The 19100-nt window shown below is 41.7% G+C and carries 22 protein-coding genes, 2 tRNA genes and 1 other RNA gene; 19 read left to right on the top strand and 6 right to left on the bottom strand.

The window, feature by feature from the left end; all coding sequences use genetic code 11:
- Window positions 1-291: 291 nt before the first annotated feature.
- The 3 genes from nox (at window position 292) to pdxT (ending at window position 3271) form a co-directional block, all read left to right on the top strand.
- Window positions 292-1671: a H2O-forming NADH oxidase gene (gene nox / locus I6H78_RS02275; RefSeq protein WP_000036761.1), complete on the top strand. Its 1380-nt coding sequence runs from the start codon at window positions 292-294 to the stop codon at window positions 1669-1671.
- Window positions 1672-1822: 151 nt separating this feature from the next.
- Window positions 1823-2698: a pyridoxal 5'-phosphate synthase lyase subunit PdxS gene (gene pdxS / locus I6H78_RS02270; RefSeq protein ID WP_000138520.1), complete on the top strand. Its 876-nt coding sequence runs from the start codon at window positions 1823-1825 to the stop codon at window positions 2696-2698.
- Window positions 2699-3271: a pyridoxal 5'-phosphate synthase glutaminase subunit PdxT gene (gene pdxT / locus I6H78_RS02265; RefSeq protein WP_198459812.1), complete on the top strand. Its 573-nt coding sequence runs from the start codon at window positions 2699-2701 to the stop codon at window positions 3269-3271.
- 28 nt (window positions 3272-3299) lie between these two features.
- Here the strand turns inward: pdxT and trhA are convergent, their stop codons facing one another.
- Both trhA and I6H78_RS02255 read right to left on the bottom strand, forming a co-directional pair.
- Window positions 3300-3947, bottom strand: a complete 648-nt coding sequence (gene trhA, locus I6H78_RS02260) for a PAQR family membrane homeostasis protein TrhA (protein WP_001097972.1) — start codon at window positions 3945-3947, stop codon at window positions 3300-3302.
- Entirely contained in the window at window positions 3944-4390 is a 447-nt protein-coding gene (locus tag I6H78_RS02255; protein ID WP_198459811.1) for a DUF1836 domain-containing protein, read from the bottom strand. Before I6H78_RS02255 ends, trhA begins: the two co-directional genes overlap by 4 nt.
- A gap of 134 nt (window positions 4391-4524) precedes the next feature.
- Between I6H78_RS02255 and I6H78_RS02250 the strand changes: the two genes are divergently transcribed.
- From I6H78_RS02250 to trxB, 7 genes are all read left to right on the top strand, one after another.
- A complete protein-coding gene (locus I6H78_RS02250; protein ID WP_198459810.1) occupies window positions 4525-5019 on the top strand; it encodes a GNAT family N-acetyltransferase in 495 nt (164 codons plus the stop codon).
- Complete coding sequence (locus I6H78_RS02245; RefSeq protein ID WP_198459809.1) at window positions 5016-5531, top strand: methylated-DNA--[protein]-cysteine S-methyltransferase; 516 nt, start codon at window positions 5016-5018, stop codon at window positions 5529-5531. Before I6H78_RS02250 ends, I6H78_RS02245 begins: the two co-directional genes overlap by 4 nt.
- A gap of 12 nt (window positions 5532-5543) precedes the next feature.
- The gene (locus I6H78_RS02240; protein ID WP_125397926.1) at window positions 5544-5900 is read left to right on the top strand and encodes an arsenate reductase family protein; all 357 of its coding nucleotides are present in this window, start codon (window positions 5544-5546) and stop codon (window positions 5898-5900) included.
- A gap of 156 nt (window positions 5901-6056) precedes the next feature.
- Window positions 6057-6857: an amino acid ABC transporter permease gene (locus I6H78_RS02235; RefSeq protein ID WP_000219162.1), complete on the top strand. Its 801-nt coding sequence runs from the start codon at window positions 6057-6059 to the stop codon at window positions 6855-6857.
- Window positions 6857-7600, top strand: coding sequence for an amino acid ABC transporter ATP-binding protein (locus I6H78_RS02230; RefSeq protein ID WP_198459808.1), 744 nt, complete (start codon window positions 6857-6859; stop codon window positions 7598-7600). The genes I6H78_RS02235 and I6H78_RS02230 overlap by 1 nt, the downstream gene beginning before the upstream one ends.
- Window positions 7601-7677: 77 nt before the next feature.
- The gene (locus tag I6H78_RS02225; RefSeq protein ID WP_000926603.1) at window positions 7678-7902 is read left to right on the top strand and encodes a DUF4059 family protein; all 225 of its coding nucleotides are present in this window, start codon (window positions 7678-7680) and stop codon (window positions 7900-7902) included.
- A 65-nt stretch (window positions 7903-7967) separates the two neighbouring features.
- Entirely contained in the window at window positions 7968-8879 is a 912-nt protein-coding gene (gene trxB / locus I6H78_RS02220; RefSeq protein WP_198459807.1) for a thioredoxin-disulfide reductase, read from the top strand.
- On the opposite strand, the gene I6H78_RS09350 is transcribed toward trxB, so the two are convergent.
- The 3 genes from I6H78_RS09350 to def are packed head-to-tail and all read right to left on the bottom strand — an operon-like array spanning window position 8876 to window position 10499.
- Window positions 8876-9067 (bottom strand): hypothetical protein, encoded by a 192-nt coding sequence (locus I6H78_RS09350; RefSeq protein WP_084875507.1) that lies wholly within the window; start codon window positions 9065-9067, stop codon window positions 8876-8878. The genes trxB and I6H78_RS09350 overlap by 4 nt on opposite strands.
- A gap of 47 nt (window positions 9068-9114) precedes the next feature.
- A complete protein-coding gene (gene rlmB, locus I6H78_RS02215; RefSeq protein WP_061852706.1) occupies window positions 9115-9843 on the bottom strand; it encodes a 23S rRNA (guanosine(2251)-2'-O)-methyltransferase RlmB in 729 nt (242 codons plus the stop codon).
- A gap of 44 nt (window positions 9844-9887) precedes the next feature.
- Window positions 9888-10499 carry a peptide deformylase gene (def, locus tag I6H78_RS02210; RefSeq protein ID WP_198459806.1) on the bottom strand — a complete coding sequence of 204 codons (612 nt, stop codon included), beginning with the start codon at window positions 10497-10499 and terminating at the stop codon, window positions 9888-9890.
- Between the two features lie 155 nt (window positions 10500-10654).
- On the opposite strand from def, the gene I6H78_RS02205 reads away from it, so the two are divergent.
- From I6H78_RS02205 to I6H78_RS02180, 6 genes are all read left to right on the top strand, one after another.
- Entirely contained in the window at window positions 10655-11974 is a 1320-nt protein-coding gene (locus I6H78_RS02205; protein WP_198459805.1) for a CapA family protein, read from the top strand.
- Window positions 11975-11997: 23 nt separating this feature from the next.
- Window positions 11998-12825 carry an HAD family hydrolase gene (locus I6H78_RS02200; protein ID WP_198460217.1) on the top strand — a complete coding sequence of 276 codons (828 nt, stop codon included), beginning with the start codon at window positions 11998-12000 and terminating at the stop codon, window positions 12823-12825.
- A 1-nt stretch (window position 12826) separates the two neighbouring features.
- Entirely contained in the window at window positions 12827-13462 is a 636-nt protein-coding gene (locus I6H78_RS02195; RefSeq protein WP_198459804.1) for an SGNH/GDSL hydrolase family protein, read from the top strand.
- A 58-nt stretch (window positions 13463-13520) separates the two neighbouring features.
- Window positions 13521-13868: a transfer-messenger RNA gene (gene ssrA, locus I6H78_RS02190) on the top strand.
- A 71-nt stretch (window positions 13869-13939) separates the two neighbouring features.
- Window positions 13940-14027 (top strand) — tRNA-Ser (locus I6H78_RS02185).
- Between the two features lie 79 nt (window positions 14028-14106).
- Window positions 14107-15066, top strand: a complete 960-nt coding sequence (locus I6H78_RS02180) for a hypothetical protein (protein ID WP_198459803.1) — start codon at window positions 14107-14109, stop codon at window positions 15064-15066.
- A gap of 181 nt (window positions 15067-15247) precedes the next feature.
- Here the strand turns inward: I6H78_RS02180 and I6H78_RS02175 are convergent.
- Window positions 15248-15335, bottom strand: a tRNA-Ser gene (locus tag I6H78_RS02175).
- A 161-nt stretch (window positions 15336-15496) separates the two neighbouring features.
- Here I6H78_RS02175 and I6H78_RS02170 point away from each other — a divergent pair.
- Genes I6H78_RS02170 through I6H78_RS02160 form a run of 3 tightly spaced genes read left to right on the top strand, consistent with a single transcriptional unit; the run spans window position 15497 to window position 19094 of the window.
- A complete protein-coding gene (locus tag I6H78_RS02170) occupies window positions 15497-16237 on the top strand; it encodes a DeoR/GlpR family DNA-binding transcription regulator (RefSeq protein ID WP_042767735.1) in 741 nt (246 codons plus the stop codon).
- Entirely contained in the window at window positions 16234-17145 is a 912-nt protein-coding gene (gene pfkB / locus I6H78_RS02165; protein WP_000640801.1) for a 1-phosphofructokinase, read from the top strand. The genes I6H78_RS02170 and pfkB overlap by 4 nt, the downstream gene beginning before the upstream one ends.
- Complete coding sequence (locus I6H78_RS02160) at window positions 17142-19094, top strand: PTS fructose transporter subunit IIABC (RefSeq protein ID WP_198459802.1); 1953 nt, start codon at window positions 17142-17144, stop codon at window positions 19092-19094. Before pfkB ends, I6H78_RS02160 begins: the two co-directional genes overlap by 4 nt.
- Window positions 19095-19100 lie beyond the last annotated feature (6 nt).

The following is a 19100-nucleotide window of genomic DNA, read 5'->3' as shown; positions in this document are numbered from 1 at the left end:
TCTTTATAGGAAATCATTCAATATAAGGTCGTTAAAGAAAAATTAAACCCCTTACATTTTCTTTCCATGTATCTAGCATATCATAAAGTCAGCGTTTTCACAAATAAATTTTGACAAAAAGTCAAGAAATATGCTCAAAATTAATATGAAAATGATAGAAAAATTAGATTTATCAATGTTAGGTGTATTTTTTTCTGAAAAAAAGAAAATTCTGAGCAAATATCTTGTAAACGCTAACAGTAAATGATATACTAGAAAGGTAAATCAAAAATTAAAGGCAGGAATTTTTCTATGAGTAAAATCGTTGTAGTTGGTGCTAACCACGCTGGTACAGCTTGTATTAATACGATGTTGGACAACTTTGGACATGAGAACGAAATCGTAGTATTTGACCAAAACTCAAATATTTCATTCCTTGGTTGTGGAATGGCGCTTTGGATCGGGGAACAAATTGACGGCCCAGAAGGTCTCTTCTACTCTGATAAAGAAAAATTGGAAGCAAAAGGTGCTAAAGTTTACATGAACTCACCAGTTCTTTCAATTGACTACGATAACAAAGTTGTGACTGCAGAAGTTGAAGGAAAAGAGCACAAAGAATCTTATGACAAATTGATCTTTGCAACTGGTTCAACTCCAATCTTGCCTCCAATCGAAGGTGTTGAAATCGTTAAGGGCAACCGCGAATTCAAAGCAACTCTTGAAAATGTACAATTTGTTAAATTGTACCAAAACGCTGAAGAAGTTATTGAAAAACTTGAAGATAAGAGCAAGCACCTTGAGCGCATTGCCGTTGTTGGTGGTGGTTACATCGGTGTAGAACTTGCCGAAGCTTTCGAGCGTCTTGGAAAAGAAGTAGTGCTTGTCGATATCGTAGACACTGTCTTGAACGGCTACTATGATAAAGATTTCACACAAATGATGGCGAAGAACTTGGAAGACCACAACATCCGCTTGGCTCTTGGTCAAACAGTTAAAGCCATCCAAGGTGATGGAAAAGTTGAACGCTTGGTAACAGACAAAGAAACATTTGATGTAGATATGGTAGTTCTTGCTGTTGGTTTCCGTCCAAACACAGCTCTTGCTGACGGTAAGATTGAACTCTTCCGCAACGGTGCCTTCCTTGTAGATAAGAAACAAGAAACATCTATCCCAGGTGTATACGCTGTTGGTGACTGTGCAACTGTTTATGACAATGCTCGTAAAGATACAAGCTACATCGCTCTTGCATCTAACGCTGTACGTACTGGTATCGTTGGTGCTTATAACGCTTGTGGTCATGAATTGGAAGGGATCGGAGTTCAAGGATCAAACGGTATCTCTATCTACGGTCTTCACATGGTTTCGACTGGTTTGACTCTTGAAAAAGCCAAAGCTGCAGGCTATAATGCAACTGAAACTGGCTTTAACGATCTTCAAAAACCAGAATTTATCAAACATGACAATCACGAAGTTGCCATCAAGATTGTCTTTGACAAAGACAGCCGCGAAATCCTTGGTGCACAAATGGTTTCACATGATGCTGCTATCAGTATGGGAATCCACATGTTCTCACTTGCTATCCAAGAGCATGTAACAATCGATAAATTGGCCTTGACAGACCTATTCTTCTTGCCACATTTCAACAAACCATACAACTACATCACAATGGCTGCACTTACAGCTGAAAAATAACAATAGTTAAACTATCTGGCCTTAAATTAAGGTCAGATAGTTTTTTTATGTTTCTGTACCCAGACAGTTGTTGTTTTTCTATCTTGTACTTCATTCTAATCTGACATAAAATAAAATGGTAGCTACCAATACAAATGATGAGGATAAAGAAATGACTGAAAATCGTTATGAACTAAATAAAAATTTGGCGCAGATGCTCAAAGGTGGAGTTATCATGGACGTTCAGAATCCTGAACAGGCTCGTATCGCAGAGGCTGCTGGTGCGGCAGCTGTGATGGCCTTGGAGCGGATTCCAGCTGATATTCGTGCAGCTGGTGGAGTTTCCCGCATGAGTGATCCAAAGATGATTAAGGAAATTCAAGAAGCGGTCAGTATTCCAGTGATGGCCAAGGTCAGAATTGGGCATTTTGTTGAAGCTCAGATTTTAGAGGCTATTGAGATTGACTATATCGATGAGAGTGAAGTGCTGTCTCCAGCTGACGACCGTTTCCATGTGGATAAGAAGGAATTCCAAGTTCCTTTTGTCTGTGGAGCTAAGGATTTGGGCGAAGCCTTGCGTCGTATCGCTGAGGGAGCTTCCATGATTCGGACAAAAGGAGAACCGGGGACAGGAGACATCGTTCAAGCCGTTCGTCATATGCGCATGATGAATCAAGAAATTCGCCGCATTCAAAATCTCCGTGAGGATGAACTTTATGTTGCTGCCAAGGACTTACAAGTCCCTGTTGAATTGGTCCAATACGTTCATGAACATGGAAAATTACCAGTTGTTAACTTCGCAGCCGGAGGTGTGGCAACACCAGCAGATGCTGCGCTTATGATGCAATTGGGAGCAGAGGGCGTTTTTGTCGGTTCAGGTATTTTCAAGTCAGGAGATCCTGTTAAACGAGCAAGTGCTATTGTTAAGGCCGTAACCAACTACCAAAATCCTCAAATTCTGGCTCAAATCTCTGAAGACCTAGGGGAAGCCATGGTTGGTATCAATGAGAATGAAATCCAAATTCTCATGGCTGAGCGAGGAAAATAGATGAAAATTGGAATATTGGCCTTGCAAGGTGCCTTTGCAGAACATGCAAAAGTGTTAGATAAATTAGGAGTCGCTAGTGTCGAAATAAGAAATCTAGATGATTTTCAACACCATCAGAGTGATTTGGCGGGTTTGATTTTACCTGGTGGGGAGTCTACAACCATGGGCAAGCTCTTGCGTGACCAGAACATGCTGCTTCCCATCCGAGAAGCTATTCTATCTGGACTACCAGTTTTTGGAACCTGTGCGGGCTTAATCTTGCTAGCTAAGGAAATCACTTCTCAGGAAGAAAGTCATCTTGGAACCATGGATATAGTGGTTGAGCGCAATGCCTATGGACGCCAACTAGGAAGTTTTTATACAGAAGCAGAATGCAAGGGAGTCGGTCAGATTCCCATGACCTTTATTCGTGGACCGATTATTAGTGAAGTTGGTAAGGATGTTGATGTTCTGGCAGTAGTGAATAATCAAATCGTTGCAGCTCAAGAACAGAATATGCTGGTAACCTCTTTTCATCCAGAATTAACAGATGATGTTGGTTTGCACCAGTACTTTATCAATATGTGTAAATAAAAAAGTTGAGAAAAGACTCTCAACTTTTTTACATATAATAAACAATGGCGATGTACTGAAGTGCAGATGCTGCTAGGATAAAGAGATGCCAAATCATGTGGAAATAAGGTTTTTTCTTAGCGTAAAAACCAGCTCCAACTGTATAACAAAGTCCGCCAGTTACCATAAGACTCCAGAAAATTGGCGTTGTTTGACTGATAATGGCAGGAATGATAGCCAGAACCAACCAGCCCATAATCAGGTAAAGGGCAAGGCTGAATTTCTCATTGACCTTTTTAGCGAAGATTTTATAGAGGATGCCAAAGATGGTCGTTCCCCACTGAATGGCAATGATCAGATAGCCAAACCAGTTATTCATCAAAGTCAATACGACCGGCGTATAAGAGCCTGCGATAGCCACGTAAATCATAGAATGGTCGATGATTCGCAAGACGTATTTGTGGGTCGAACCATAGGCCATAGAATGGTAAATGGTTGATGAGAGGAACATGAGAAAGAGACTGATAACAAAGATAGAAACACCAAAAGATGATAAAAATCCGTGTGCTTCATAACTATAGGTGGATGAAATGGGGAGTAAGATGAGCATGATAACCGCACCCACAGCATGGGTCACGCTATTAGCAATCTCCTCTCCAAAACTGAGTTTTTTACTGAGCTTTAGGCTGGTGTTCATTGGATTTCCTCCTCTTCTTTGATAAGGATTAAGTCTAGAGTTTGATGATAGAGTTTAACCGTTTGACAGCTGGTTTGGATAATAGGGTTTTTTGGATCAATCCCATGGTTCATACAGTCCACAAAAGTATCGTAGAGTTGGTCTGAGCTCGCTTGAGTTTGCAGAGTATTGAGGGTCTGAGCGATTTCTTGGATTGAAAAGACAGACTTGAGAGTGGTGATGGCAATCAAACGTGCAATCTGTTTGCGTTGGTATTTTTTCTTGTCTGGCTTTGTCAGGTAACCATGTTTGACATAGTTATTGACCATGGATGCTGTTAGACCCTTGTCCTTATCTGGAGAGATAGGGTCACAGACCTGATTGACATAGAGTAAAACCTGATCCAGATAGAGGTCAATGTTTGGAATGTCTTCCCATTTTGGGTAGGAAAAGTTAGAATTCATTTCCAACTCCTTTTTATCTAGTTTTAATAACTAGATTATAAAATAATAAAAAACAAAAGTCAAGTTTCAACTGCTTGTAGAAAGCTTTAAATTATGCTATGATGAGAGAAACTAGTTAGAAATGAGGGGAAAAGATGGAGATTCGTTTAGCTTTTCCAAACGAAGTTGATGCGATTATGCAGGTGATGGAGGATGCCAAAAAGTGCTTAGCCAAGTCTGGTAGCGACCAGTGGCAAAATGGCTATCCAAATGCCAAGGTTCTTATCGATGATATTATTTCAGGTCAAGCTTATGTGGCCTTGGAAGAAGGAGAACTGCTAGCTTATGCTGCTGTGACCAAGAGCCCAGAGGAAGCCTATGAAGCCATTTATGAAGGGAGTTGGCAGGGGGGAGCATCAGAATATCTGGTCTTTCACCGTATCGCTGTGGCAGCAGATGTCCAAGGACAAGGTGTTGCTCAGACTTTCCTAGAAGGCTTGATTGAAGGTTTTGATTATCTAGATTTTCGTTCAGATACGCATGCACAAAACAAGGCCATGCAGCATATCTTTGAAAAACTAGGCTTCCAACAGGTTGGTAAGGTTCCAGTTGATGGGGAACGTTTGGCCTATCAGAAATTAAAAAAATGAAGCAGAATAAGTACGCAAAAATGCTCTACCCGTCGCCAATTGGAACCTTATCCTTAGTTGCTGACAAGCAATATCTGTATGGAATTTGGGTACAGGACCAAACTCATTTTGAGAGGGGATTAGGAGACGAAACGATAGAAGAAATTACTAGCCATCCTGTATTAGAGCAAGTTATTTCCTATTTAGATACCTATTTCGAAGGCAGTGGTGAGGATCTATCTGACTTACCTTTGGCTCCTATTGGAACAGATTTTGAAAAGAGAGTCTGGGCATACTTACAGGCCATTCCTTATGGTCAAACAGTGACTTACGGACAAATAGCGCAGGACCTGCAAGTAGCTTCTGCCCAAGCGATTGGTGGAGCAGTGGGGCGCAATCCTTGGTCCATCCTCGTACCCTGTCATCGTGTGCTGGGATCAGGCAATCGCTTGACAGGCTATGCATCTGGAGTCGAAAAGAAAGCCTGGCTCTTGCAACATGAAGGTGCAGCATTTCAAGAAAATAAAAAATAGAAAGAAAAGAAGATGTTAGAATTTATCGAATACCCAAAATGTTCAACTTGTAAGAAAGCAAAAAATGAACTAGACCAACTCGGTGTGAACTATAAAGCTGTCCACATCGTAGAAGAAACACCAAGTGAAGACGTGATTTTGAACTGGTTGGAAACTTCCGGTTTTGAAGTGAAACAATTTTTCAATACCAGCGGGATCAAATACCGCGAACTGGGCTTGAAAGATAAGGTGGGAAGTTTGTCAAAACAAGAAGCAGCCAAGCTTCTAGCGAGTGATGGTATGTTATTGAAACGTCCAATTTTGGTGGAGAATGGTGCTGTTAAACAAATTGGCTATAGAAAAACCTATGAGGACTTAGGTTTGAGATAGTTTTTATTTATCTCCTTGATAGGTAAAATATATAGCATCCCTGTTTTAAAGTGTGATAAACTAGAAGATAGACAAAGTCTGAGCAGCCCGTAGCAAATAATTTGCTTGCGAGCAGAAGTATGATAGAATGAATCATTATCAGGAGAGGATGTTTTTATGACTGTTACAACATTTTTAGCATCAGATTGGTACCAAAGTTTGATGCAACTCATTCCGGATGGTAAGCTCTTTAGTTTGCGTTCGGTCTTTGATGGAATTCCAAGGATTGTCCAACAATTGCCTACAACCTTGATGTTGACGCTTGGAGGTGCACTCTTTGGTTTGCTGCTTGCCTTGATTTTTGCCATTGTTAAGATCAATCGTGTTAAAATTCTATATCCCTTGCAGGCCTTTTTCGTCAGCTTCTTAAAAGGTACCCCAATCCTAGTTCAACTTATGTTGACCTACTACGGAATTCCTTTAGCACTGAAAGCTATCAACCAACAATGGGGAACTGGTTTCAATATCAATGCGATTCCAGCGGCACTTTTTGCGATTGTGGCCTTTGCTTTTAATGAGGCGGCTTATGCAAGTGAAACCATTCGTGCGGCCATCCTTTCTGTTAATCCAGGTGAAATTGAGGCGGCACGTAGTCTGGGTATGACGCGAGCTCAAGTTTACCGTCGCGTGATTATTCCAAATGCGGCCGTTGTGGCGACTCCAACCTTGATTAATTCCCTTATTGGTTTGACCAAGGGAACATCTCTAGCCTTTAGTGCGGGTGTTGTGGAGGTCTTTGCCCAAGCTCAGATTTTAGGTGGAGCCGATTATCGCTATTTTGAGCGTTTCATCTCCGTAGCCCTTGTTTATTGGGTAGTCAATATCGGAATTGAAAGCCTCGGACGTTTCATCGAGAGAAAAATGGCTATCTCAGCGCCGGATACAGTGTCTACAGATGTGAAAGGAGACCTTCGTTAATGATTAAGATTTCGAATTTAAGCAAATCCTTTTCAGGACAGACAGTCTTGAATCATCTGAACTTGGATATCCAAAAAGGCGAGGTAGTGGCTTTGATTGGTTCATCTGGAGCTGGGAAATCAACCTTTCTTCGTAGTTTGAACTACCTTGAAACTCCAGATAGTGGAACGATTCAGATTGACAATTTTAAAGTTGATTTTTCTCAGATTAGCCAAGAAGAGATCCTAACCCTTCGTCGCAAGTTATCTATGGTTTTCCAACAGTTTAATTTGTTTGAACGCCGAACTGCTCTTGACAATGTCAAGGAAGGTTTGGTCGTCGTTAAAAAATTATCGGACGGTGAAGCAACAAAAATCGCTAAGGAAGAGTTGGCCAAGGTTGGTCTTTCTGACCGTGAAAACCATTATCCTCGCCATTTATCAGGTGGACAAAAGCAACGGGTTGCCCTCGCGCGTGCGCTTGCTATGAAACCAGATGTCTTGCTCTTGGATGAGCCCACTTCAGCCCTTGATCCAGAGTTGGTCGGTGAAGTAGAAAAGTCTATTGCAGACGCTGCCAAGTCAGGTCAAACCATGATTTTGGTCAGTCACGATATGTCTTTTGTAACCCAAGTGGCAGATAAGGTTTTATTCCTAGATAAAGGGAAAATCATCGAGTCTGGCACACCGGATGAAATCATCAATCATCCGAAAGAAGAACGAACAAAAGAATTCTTTGCTAGTTACAAACGGACTTATATTTGATATAATAGAAAAAGGAAAACTCAGTTAGTTGGACTAGCTGAGTTTACTCTTTAAAAAAGATAGAAACGAGAGAGATCATGCTGCTGCAACTGTTTTCTTTATATTTCGAGAGTTTGATCTTAACGACCATCCTGGTTGTGATTTTTTTGGGGATTTGGATTGGATTGAGAGCCATGTCTGGTGTGGACAAGACAGCCAAGGCTCGTCAAGCTCATCTCTATGATATGATTATGATTGGAGTTTTGGTCGTTCCGGTGTTATCCTTTGCCGTCATGAGTTTGCTCTTGGTTTTCAAGGCATAATCCTTGCGTGATTAGCAAGAATGAGTTAGAATAAAGATAGTTACAACAAGAAAGAAGGAATTGAAATGTACGATACGATTATTATCGGTGCTGGACCTGCGGGAATGACCGCTGCCTTATATGCCGCTCGAAGCAATCTGAAAGTGGCTTTGATTGAAGGTGGTCTGCCAGGCGGGCAAATGAACAACACATCTGATATTGAAAACTATCCAGGTTATGCCAACATCAGTGGACCTGAATTGGCTGAAAAGATGTTTGAACCACTTGAAAACCTTGGAGTTGAGCATCTTTATGGCTATGTTGAAAATATTGAAGACAAGGGTGACTATAAGAAGGTAATCACTGATGATCAAGTTTACGAAACCCGTACTGTCATCGTGGCAACTGGGTCAAAACACCGTCTCTTGGGAGTTCCCGGAGAAGAAGAACTAAATAGCCGAGGAGTTTCTTACTGTGCAGTCTGTGACGGAGCTTTCTTCCGTGACCAAGACTTGCTCGTAGTCGGTGGTGGAGATTCAGCGGTAGAAGAAGCCCTATTCTTGACTCGCTTTGCCAAGACTGTTACCATTGTTCACCGTCGCGACCAACTTCGTGCCCAAAAGGTTTTGCAAGACCGTGCCTTTGCAAATGAGAAAGTCAACTTTATCTGGGACTCTGTAGTCAAGGAAATCAAAGGTGAAAATCGAGTAGAATCTGTCATTTTTGAAAATGTAAAAACAGGTCAAATAACAGAGCAAGCCTTCGGAGGTGTCTTTATCTATGTTGGTTTGGACCCTGTTAGTGATTTTGTTAAAGAATTGAATATTCAAGACCAGGCAGGCTGGATTGTAACAGACAATCATATGAAAACTAGCGTTGATGGTATATTTGCGGTTGGGGATGTTCGCCAAAAAGACCTTCGCCAAGTAACAACAGCAGTTGGGGATGGGGCTATCGCTGGTCAAGAAGCCTATAAATTTATTACAGAACATAGTTAATACACTTCGAAAATCTCTTCAAACCACGTCAGCTTCACCTTGCCGTAGGTATGGGTACTGACTTCGTCAGTTCTATCCACAACCTCAAAACAGTGTTTTGAGCTGACTTCGTCAGTCTTATCTACAACTTCAAAGCAGTGCTTTGAGCTGTCTACAGCTAGCTTCCTAGTTTGCTCTTTGATTTTCATTGAGTATAATCATAAAAAAGTTTCCAATCAGATGACTGGAAACTTTTTTATAGTCTGTTTCGGAAAACTTCGTACATGAGAATGGCTGCAGCGACACTGGCATTAAGGCTTTGAACATGCCCATTCATCGGAATGGTAATCATTTCATCAACCTGTTTTTTGATGTTGCTGGAGATGCCTTTTCCTTCATTTCCGATGATGAGGGCAATTTTCCCTTTTGTATTCCACTTGTGGCAAGGAGTACCGTTCATATCCGTTCCAAAGGTCCAGAATCCCTCATCCTTGAGTTTGTCTAGGGTTTGACTGAGGTTGGTCACTCGCGCAATCGGTACGTGTTCAATAGCACCTGTGGCTGTTTTGGCAACGACAGGAGTTACACCGACAGCACGGTGCTTGGGAATGATGACGCCTGAAACATTGGTCGCATCAGCAGTCCTTAAGATAGAACCTAGATTATGGGGGTCAGTTAGACCATCCAGAATCAACAGAAGTGGATTTTCCTCTTGACGTGTTTTTGCAAGGATGTGTTCCAACTCGCTATAGGCAAATTCGGACACTCGTAGAACAAAACCTTGGTGAACAGCGCCTTCGGTCATTTCATAGAGGGATTTTTTTGAAGTCCAAGAAATGGAGACCTTCTTTTCTGTAGCCAGTTCCTTGACTTTCTCAACATTCTTACCTCGAAGATCTTCTTGGAGGTAGAGTTTGTTTCCAGTATTTGCCAGGAGGGCTTCGGTAACGGCGTGGACGCCATAGACAATATCATTTGTTTTCATGCCTCTATTATAACACAAAACCCCGTCTTGCAACGGGATTTTCTTTATTCGAGGATGAGGAGTCCATCTTTGACAGCAAATGGGTCTTTTTCATTGATACGATCGTAAAACATGATTCCGTTTAGATGATCAATTTCGTGTTGGACAACGATAGAGTTGTAGCCTTTGAGCTTGATACGGTGTTTTTCGCCGTCCTTGTCAAAATAATCAACAGTGACACGAGCATGACGAACAACATAGCCTGGCACGTTACGGTCAACAGATAGGCAACCTTCTCCTTCGCCAAGAGCAGCATCTTGAACAGAGTGAGAGATGATTTTTGGATTGTACATAACAGCTTGCAGGTCGTAGGCTTCCTGTGGAGTTTCACCTTCTTCCACAATATTGGGCACTAAAACAGCAATAACGCGTTTTGAGATATCGAGTTGGGGAGCAGCAAGTCCAACACCACCGCGGAGCCCCATCTTTTCAGCCATAACAGGATCTTGGGAATGTTTGAGGAATTGCATCATCTTTTCACCAAGGATGATTTCCTGGTCAGACAGTGGAAAAGTAACCTCCTCAGCAACTGCGCGTAGAGTTGGATTCCCCTCGCGGATAATATCGTTCATATCAATTAAGTGAGCAGCTTTTGTAATACGTTCTATAGCAGACATTTTCTCTCCTTTCATTACCTCTACATGATAACACAAAATAGGCGAGAAAGAAAGTCGCAGAAGTTCCTAAAAAATAATATAATAAACGGTATTCCTCTTTTGTCTGTGGTATAATAAAAGAAAAGACTTGCACCAAAAGGCAAGGGGGAATAAAGATGGAAAAGCGACAAGATAGATGGTCTCAGGGAACTCTTTATGGGGTGTGGAGAACTAGTGTGGATTTCTTTCGGAATTATAAATCCTGGACCAATGCCCAGTTTATTATTGTGTTATTGCTTGCAGTTTCCTTATCCATGGGGGTAAACTTATTAGTTCGAGCAGTACAAGGCAACAAGGCAACAAGTCCTAGTAGTCAAACTCTTGATTCTGCTAGTACATCTGGTCCATCCAAGGAAAATCAGTCTGGCGAAACGACGGCGCGTATCATGGCAAATGGCGACCTTCTCTACCATATCCCTATCTACCGAACAGCTCTTAAAGAAGATGGGACCTATGATTTCCATGAAAATTTTGAGTATGTAAAACCCTGGCTCAAGCAAGCGGATTTGGTAATTGGTGACTTTGAAGGAACAGTGAACAAGGACCACTACTTGGCAGGTTATCCTCTCTTTAATGCACCAGGAGAAGTCATGGATGCGATCAAGGATGCAGGTTACCAAGTTCTAGATTTGGCTCATAATCATATTTTGGATTCTCAAATTGAGGGAGTAGTTTCAACAGCTCAAGCTATTGAAAAGGCTGGAATGACACCCATCGGAGTCTACACACATGAATCCCGAGACCAAGCACCTATAGTCATCAAGGAAGTCAATGGTATCAAGGTAGCTCTCCTGGCCTATTCCTACGGTTTTAATGGCATTGAGCAGTATATCTCTCAAGAGGACTATAATCGCTATTTTTCTGATCTGAATGAAGATAAGATGAAGGCAGAAATCGAGCGTGCTGAGAAGGAAGCAGATATTACTGTTATTATGCCTCAGATGGGAATTGAGTACCAGCTAGAACCAACGGAAGAACAGAAAACACTGTACCATAAGATGATTGACTGGGGAGCCGATATTATCTTTGGAGGGCACCCTCACGTCGTTGAACCTGCTGAAACAGTTGAAAAAGATGGTGACAAAAAACTGATCATCTACTCCATGGGAAATTTCCTCTCAAACCAGCGCATTGAAACCATGCAAGATGAGGAAAATGCCAAGTGGACGGAGCGCGGTGTTCTCATGGATGTGACCATTAAGAAAAAAGATGGCAAGACTAGGATTGAAACGGCCAAAGCGCATCCGACTTGGGTCAATCGAACACCCAAAGGGACTTATTCTCCAGAAGGCTATCCGCTTTTCCTCTATCAGACCTATATCCTAGAGGACTTCATTGAGGGGGGCAGTCACCGTGATCAGTTGGACGAGGCGACTAAGGAACGAATTGACACGGCCTATAAAGAAATGAATGAACATGTAGGGTTGAAGTGGTAGACGCTCACCCTGAAGGAGATATGATGACGATTAAATTGATTGCAACAGATATGGATGGAACCTTGTTGGATCCAAGAGGGCAACTGGACTTGCCACGTTTAGAAAAGATTTTAGACCAATTTGATGAACGAGGTATCCGTTTTGTCATTGCGACGGGAAATGAGGTTCATCGAATGAGGCAATTATTAGAACACTTGGCGAGTCGAGTGATCTTGGTTGTTGCTAACGGTGCTCGGATATTTGAGTATGATACATTACTTCAAGCTCAGACCTGGGATGATGCTATGGTTGACAAGGCTCTCCTTCATTTTAAAGGGAGAGAGTGTCGAGATCAGTTCGTCGTTACCAGTATGAATGGGAGTTTTGTCAAGGAAGGAACGGTTTTTACAGACCTGGAAAAATTTATGACTCCAGAGATGATTGAAAAACTTTACCAAAGGACAAATTTTGTGGATGAGCTAAACTCAGACCTCTTTGGAGGAGTTCTAAAGATGAGCATGGTCGTTGGTGAAGAACGTTCTAGTTCAGTTTTGCAGGAAATCAATGACCTCTTTGATGGTCGTGTAAGGGCTGTTTCTAGCGGTTATGGCTGTATCGATATCCTGCAGGCTGGGGTTCACAAGGCTTGGGGATTGGAAGAATTACTCAAGCGCTGGAATTTGAAATCTGAACAAATCATGGCCTTTGGTGATAGCGAAAATGATGTCGAAATGTTAGAGCTGGCTGGAATTGCCTATGCGATGGAAAATGCTGATGATGAGGCCAAGGCAGTTGCAACTGCCCTGGCACCAGCCAACAGCCAGGCGGGTGTGTATCAAGTTCTAGAGAATTGGTTAGAGAAAGAGGGATAGGGTGGCAGTACAGTTATTAGAAAATTGGCTCTTAAAGGAGCAGGCAAAGATTCAAACCAAGTATCGTGAATTGAATCAAGTATCTGTTCTAGAGCCAGATATCATCTTTATTGGTGATTCGATTGTAGAATACTACCCTTTGCAAGAGTTACTCGGGACTGCCAAGACGATTGTTAATCGAGGCATTCGAGGTTACCAGACGGGGCTTCTACTAGACAATCTTGATGCACATCTGTATGGTGATGCTGTGGATCAAATTGTTCTCTTAATTGGGACAAATGATATTGGAAAAGATATTCCCATGAATGATGCTTTGGATAATCTTGAGCGTGTAATCCAATCGATTGCCCGAGATTATCCGCTGTCACAAATAAAGCTCCTTTCCATTTTGCCAGTCAATGAGGGAGAGAAATACAAGCAGACTGTTTATATCCGAACCAATGAAAAGATTAGAGAATGGAATCAAGCCTATGAGGCTCTAGTATCAGCCTATATGCAAGTAGATTTTCTACCAATTTATGATAGTTTGACTGATGCAGAGGGACAACTTAAATCAGCCTATACAACGGATGGTCTCCATCTAAGTGTAGCCGGTTATCAAGCATTATCAGATGCTTTGAAAACGTATCTGTTCTAAAGAATTGGCTTGATTTTGCATTTTTTTTGAAGATAGGTTATAATAGTTCTAACATCCTGGGGTCGTTACGGATTCGACAGGCATTATGAGGCATATTTTGCAACCCGTGTGGCGACGTAAACGCTCAGTTAAATATAACTGCAAAAAATAACACTTCTTACGCTCTAGCTGCCTAAAAACCAGCAGGCGTGACCTGATTTGGATTGCTCGTGTTCAATGACAGGTCTTATGATTAGCGAGATACGATCAAGCCTTGTCTAGTGGTTTGATAAGAGATTAATAGACTCGCAGTTCCTAGGCTTGAGTTATGTGTCGAGGGACTGTTAAAACAATACATAACCTATGGTTGTAGACAAATATGTTGGCAGGTGTTTGGACGTGGGTTCGACTCCCACCGGCTCCATTATGAACAGGTATACAGTAGATTTTTTCCAAATTGTATCCTTCGTTGTATCCTATTTATTCTAGTGTGTTAGTGGAGAATTACTCAAGAGGCTGAAGAGGACGGTTTGCTAAATCGTTAGGTCGGGTAACTGGCGCGGGGGTTCGAATCCCCCATTCTCCGTTAGATAAACCCAGTGTTTTTCTAAACAACTATCCTTGGAGGTAGTCTCCAAGAGTAAATTTTCATAATGAGGTGAAACATGAAAAAGATCAAGTTACTAAGTATCTTAGCACTTTCAACAGTTGTCTTGGGTGCATGTTCGGTATTTTCTAATCAGTCATCTGAAGCTTCTTCTGATAACAAGGAGAATACGGAACAAGTTGAGAAAAAAGATGAAGCAGCAGAAGTTAAAGAAAAAGTTACAAAAGATGCTGAAATTCTCTTAGACTCAGTTCTCACTAGCGACTCTAGTCGATTTAAGAAGATTTATGGCGAAACCTATGAAAAATGGACTGAAGCCATATTTGCAGTTCAAACAAGTGAAAAAATCAAAGAAGAAGGTCTTTCACCTGCGTCTACCTACTCAGTACAATGGCACAAAGATTTCCCTGTAGAAACACCAGAAGAAACCATTTCAGGTTTCTTGAAGATGAAACGCAAGTTAATCCAGGATATCGGTTCTTATACTGTTAAGGATGTGAAGGTTGATGAATCTGGCAATACTGCAACTGTAACTTTTAACTCTAAAAAATTGCATTCTAAAGGTTTGACTTCATCAGTCAGAGAAGTTCTAACGATTCTCATTGGGGGTATTGATAACCTAGGTAAGTACAATCAAGCTGGATCAAATGTTGATATCAAGCGTTACCAAACTTTGGTAACATATTGGATTTACGAACACCTCTTTAGAAAAGATTTTGCTACCTATAGTGATGTAGATGCTGAAGCTGCTCTTACACCCCTTACTACTGGAGATTTTGATACAGAAATCAAACTAACCAAGGATAAGGATGGAAACTGGCTGATTTCTCAAGAAGATTATCGTACTTTATCAACTGAGTTAATGGATACTACTGAGGGATATGATAAGATTGATCGTAAGAACTCTACAAAATCTAAGAGCAAATCAACAGACAAGTCTTCTGATAAATCTTCAGATAAATCCACTGATAAATCAACAGACAAATCTTCAGATAAAAAAGATAAAAGTAATATTTAATCCTAAGATTTAAAAGAAAAACAAGTAGTCTTAATAAACTACTTGTTTTTTTATGAATTAGGATAGGGAAGGATACAGAAAAATGTGATGTGATAGTTAGAGTAACTCAGCCTTTCATTTCTAGATATTGTTCTTAGAACGATAAAAAAACTGCATTGAGGTGCAGTTTTTCTTTTTTCTACGGAAGACATGGGATTCGAACCCACGCACGCTGTTACACGCCTACCGCGTTTCCAACACGGCCTCTTAAGCCTCTTGAGTAATCTTCCAATACTTACTCAAATAGTCTACCATAAAGCCCCTTATCTTGCAATAAAAATTTTGGAAATAAGAAAAATGATAGAAATTGAAAGAAAATGATAAAAAATGCTTGACTTTGGTAAAGAATGTGCTAGAATGAATAGTGTAAACGATAACAGGAGGTGATTTGGTGTTAAAAACTGAGCGGAAGCAACTGATTTTAGAGGAGTTAAATCAACATCATGTAGTTTCCTTAGAAAAATTGGTTAGTCTATTAGAAACATCAGAATCGACAGTACGAAGAGATTTGGACGAGTTGGAGGCGGAGAACAAGCTTCGCCGTGTGCATGGTGGAGCAGAATTGCCCCACTCCTTGCAGGAAGAAGAAACCATCCAAGAAAAATCTGTCAAAAACCTTCAAGAGAAGAAGCTACTGGCTCAGAAAGCAGCCTCTCTTATCAAGGAACAAGATGTTATCTTTATCGATGCTGGAACGACAACTGCTTTTTTAATCAAGGAATTGGTTAATAAGAATATTACAGTTGTGACCAACTCCATTCACCATGCGGTTCAGTTGGTTGAAAAACAGATTCCAACAGTCATGGTTGGAGGAAGTGTCAAGATGGCAACAGATGCATGTATCGGTGGTGTTGCTCTTAACCAAATCAATCAATTGCACTTTGACCGTGCCTTTATCGGGATGAATGGTGTGGACGATGGTTATTATACAACTCCTGATATGGAGGAGGGAGCCGTTAAGCGTGCTATTTTAGAGAATGCCAAACAAACCTATGTCTTGGTGGATTCGTCAAAGATTGGACAAACTTGCTTTGCCAAGGTAGCACCTCTCAAACGCGCTATTGTTATCACAAGTCAAGGGCATGAGCTCTTGCAGGCTATTAAGGAGAAAACGGAGGTAATAGAAGTATGATTTATACAGTCACACTCAATCCATCCATTGACTATATCGTGCGCTTGGACCAAGTTCAAGTCGGTAGTGTCAATCGTATGGACAGTGATGATAAGTTTGCTGGTGGGAAAGGAATCAATGTCAGTCGTGTTTTGAAACGCTTGGATATTCCTAATACTGCGACTGGATTTATTGGAGGATTTACTGGTAAATTTATCACAGATACTTTGGCAGAGGAAGAAATCGAGACTCGTTTTGTCCAAGTAGCAGAAGATACTCGTATTAATGTTAAAATCAAAGCAGACCAAGAAACAGAAATCAACGGAACGGGTCCTAATGTTGAACCGGCTCAGCTAGAAGAATTGAAAGCTATTTTGTCTAGTCTGACAGCAGATGATACGGTTGTGTTTGCGGGTTCGAGTGCTAAGAACCTAGGTAATGTTATTTACAAAGATTTGATTGCCTTGACACGCCAGACTGGTGCGCAAGTGGTTTGTGACTTTGAAGGACAGACCTTGATTGATAGTTTGGACTACCAACCACTTTTGGTTAAACCAAACAATCACGAGCTTGGAGCTATCTTTGGAGTGAAACTCGAAAGTTTAGATGAAATCGAGAACTATGCTCGTCAGTTACTGGCCAAGGGAGCTCAAAACGTCATTATCTCCATGGCTGGGGACGGTGCACTTCTTGTCACATCTGAGGGAGCTTACTTCGCAAAACCTATCAAGGGAACAGTCAAAAATTCAGTCGGGGCTGGTGACTCTATGGTCGCTGGATTTACCGGTGAATTTGTAAAATCTAAAGACGCAGTAGAAGCCTTCAAATGGGGAGTAGCTTGTGGAACAGCAACGACCTTCTCGGATGACTTGGCAACAGCGGAATTTATTAAAGAAACATATGAAAAAGTTGAGGTAGAAAAACGATGAAAATTCAAGACCTATTGAGAAAAGATGTCATGTTGCTGGATTTGCAGGCAACTGAAAAAACAGCTGTCATCGAAGAGATGATTCATAGCTTGGTAGATCACGGTTATGTGACGGATTTTGAAACCTTTAAAGAAGGCATTTTGGCGCGTGAAGCTCTGACTTCTACTGGTCTGGGTGACGGAATTGCTATGCCCCACAGTAAAAACTCTGCTGTCAAAGAGGCGACAGTTCTCTTTGCTAAGTCAAACAAGGGTGTTGACTATGAGAGCTTGGATGGACAACCAACAGATCTCTTCTTCATGATTGCAGCTCCGGAAGGTGCCAATGATACTCACTTGGCAGCCTTGGCAGAATTGTCACAATACTTGATGAAAGACGGTTTCGCTGACAAACTTCGTCAAGTAACATCTGCAGATCAAGTTATTGAACTCTTTAACCAAGCTTCAGAAAAAGCTGAGGAGCCTGTTCAAGCACCTGCCAATGAATCTGGTGACTTTATCGTAGCAGTTACAGCTTGTACAACAGGTATCGCCCACACTTATATGGCCCAAGAAGCCCTTCAAAAAGTGGCTGCTGAGATGGGTGTTGGTATCAAGGTTGAAACCAACGGTGCTAGTGGTGTCGGTAATCAATTGACAGCGGAGGATATCCGCAAGGCTAAAGCTGTTATTATCGCTGCAGATAAAGCAGTTGATATGGATCGTTTCGATGGCAAACCATTGGTAAATCGTCCAGTAGCAGACGGTATCCGCAAGACAGAAGAGTTGATCAACTTGGCTCTTTCTGGGGATGCTGAAGTTTATCGTGCTGCTAATGGAGCAAAAGCTTCAACAGCATCTAATGAAAAACAAAGTGTTGGTGGTGCTTTCTACAAGCACTTGATGAGTGGTGTATCTCAAATGTTGCCATTCGTTATCGGTGGTGGTATCATGATTGCCCTTGCTTTCTTGATCGACGGAGCTTTTGGTGTGCCACAGGATAGTCTTGGCAATCTCGGATCCTACCATGAGCTAGCTTCTATGTTCATGAAAATCGGTGGTGCAGCCTTTGGTTTGATGCTTCCAGTCTTTGCAGGTTATGTTGCCTACTCTATCGCTGAAAAACCAGGTTTGGTAGCTGGTTTCGTGGCTGGTGCTATTGCCAAAGAAGGTTTTGCCTTTGGTAAAATTCCTTATGCCTCAGGAGGTGAAGCAACTTCAACTCTTGCAGGTGTCTCATCTGGTTTTCTAGGTGCCCTTGTTGGTGGATTTATCGCAGGTGCCTTGGTTCTTGCTATCAAGAAATACGTTAAAGTTCCTCGTTCACTTGAGGGGGCTAAATCAATTCTTCTCTTGCCACTTCTTGGAACAATCTTGACAGGATTTGTCATGTTGGCTGTTAACATCCCGATGGCAGCAATCAACACTGCTATGAATGACTTCCTAGGCGGTCTTGGAGGAGGTTCAGCTGTCCTTCTTGGTATCGTTCTTGGAGGCATGATGGCTGTTGATATGGGTGGACCAGTCAACAAAGCTGCTTATGTCTTTGGTACAGGTACGCTTGCAGCGACTGTTTCTTCAGGTGGTTCTGTAGCCATGGCAGCAGTTATGGCTGGAGGAATGGTTCCACCACTTGCAATCTTTGTCGCAACCCTTCTTTTCAAAGATAAATTTACCAAAGAAGAACGCAACTCTGGTTTGACAAACATCATCATGGGCTTGTCATTTATCACTGAGGGAGCAATCCCATTTGGTGCTGCTGACCCAGCTCGTGCGATCCCAAGCTTCATCCTTGGTTCAGCAGTAGCAGGCGGACTCGTTGGTCTTGCAGGTATCAAACTCATGGCACCACACGGAGGAATCTTCGTCATCGCCCTTACTTCAAATGCCCTTCTCTACCTTGCCTTTGTTTTGGTTGGTGCAATTGTAAGTGGTGTGGTTTATGGTTACCTACGCAAACCACAAGCATAAAAAGGA

The organism is Streptococcus oralis, from assembly GCF_016127915.1.
Lineage (GTDB): Bacteria > Bacillota > Bacilli > Lactobacillales > Streptococcaceae > Streptococcus > Streptococcus oralis_BO.
This window is presented reverse-complemented; position numbering and strand designations above follow the sequence as displayed.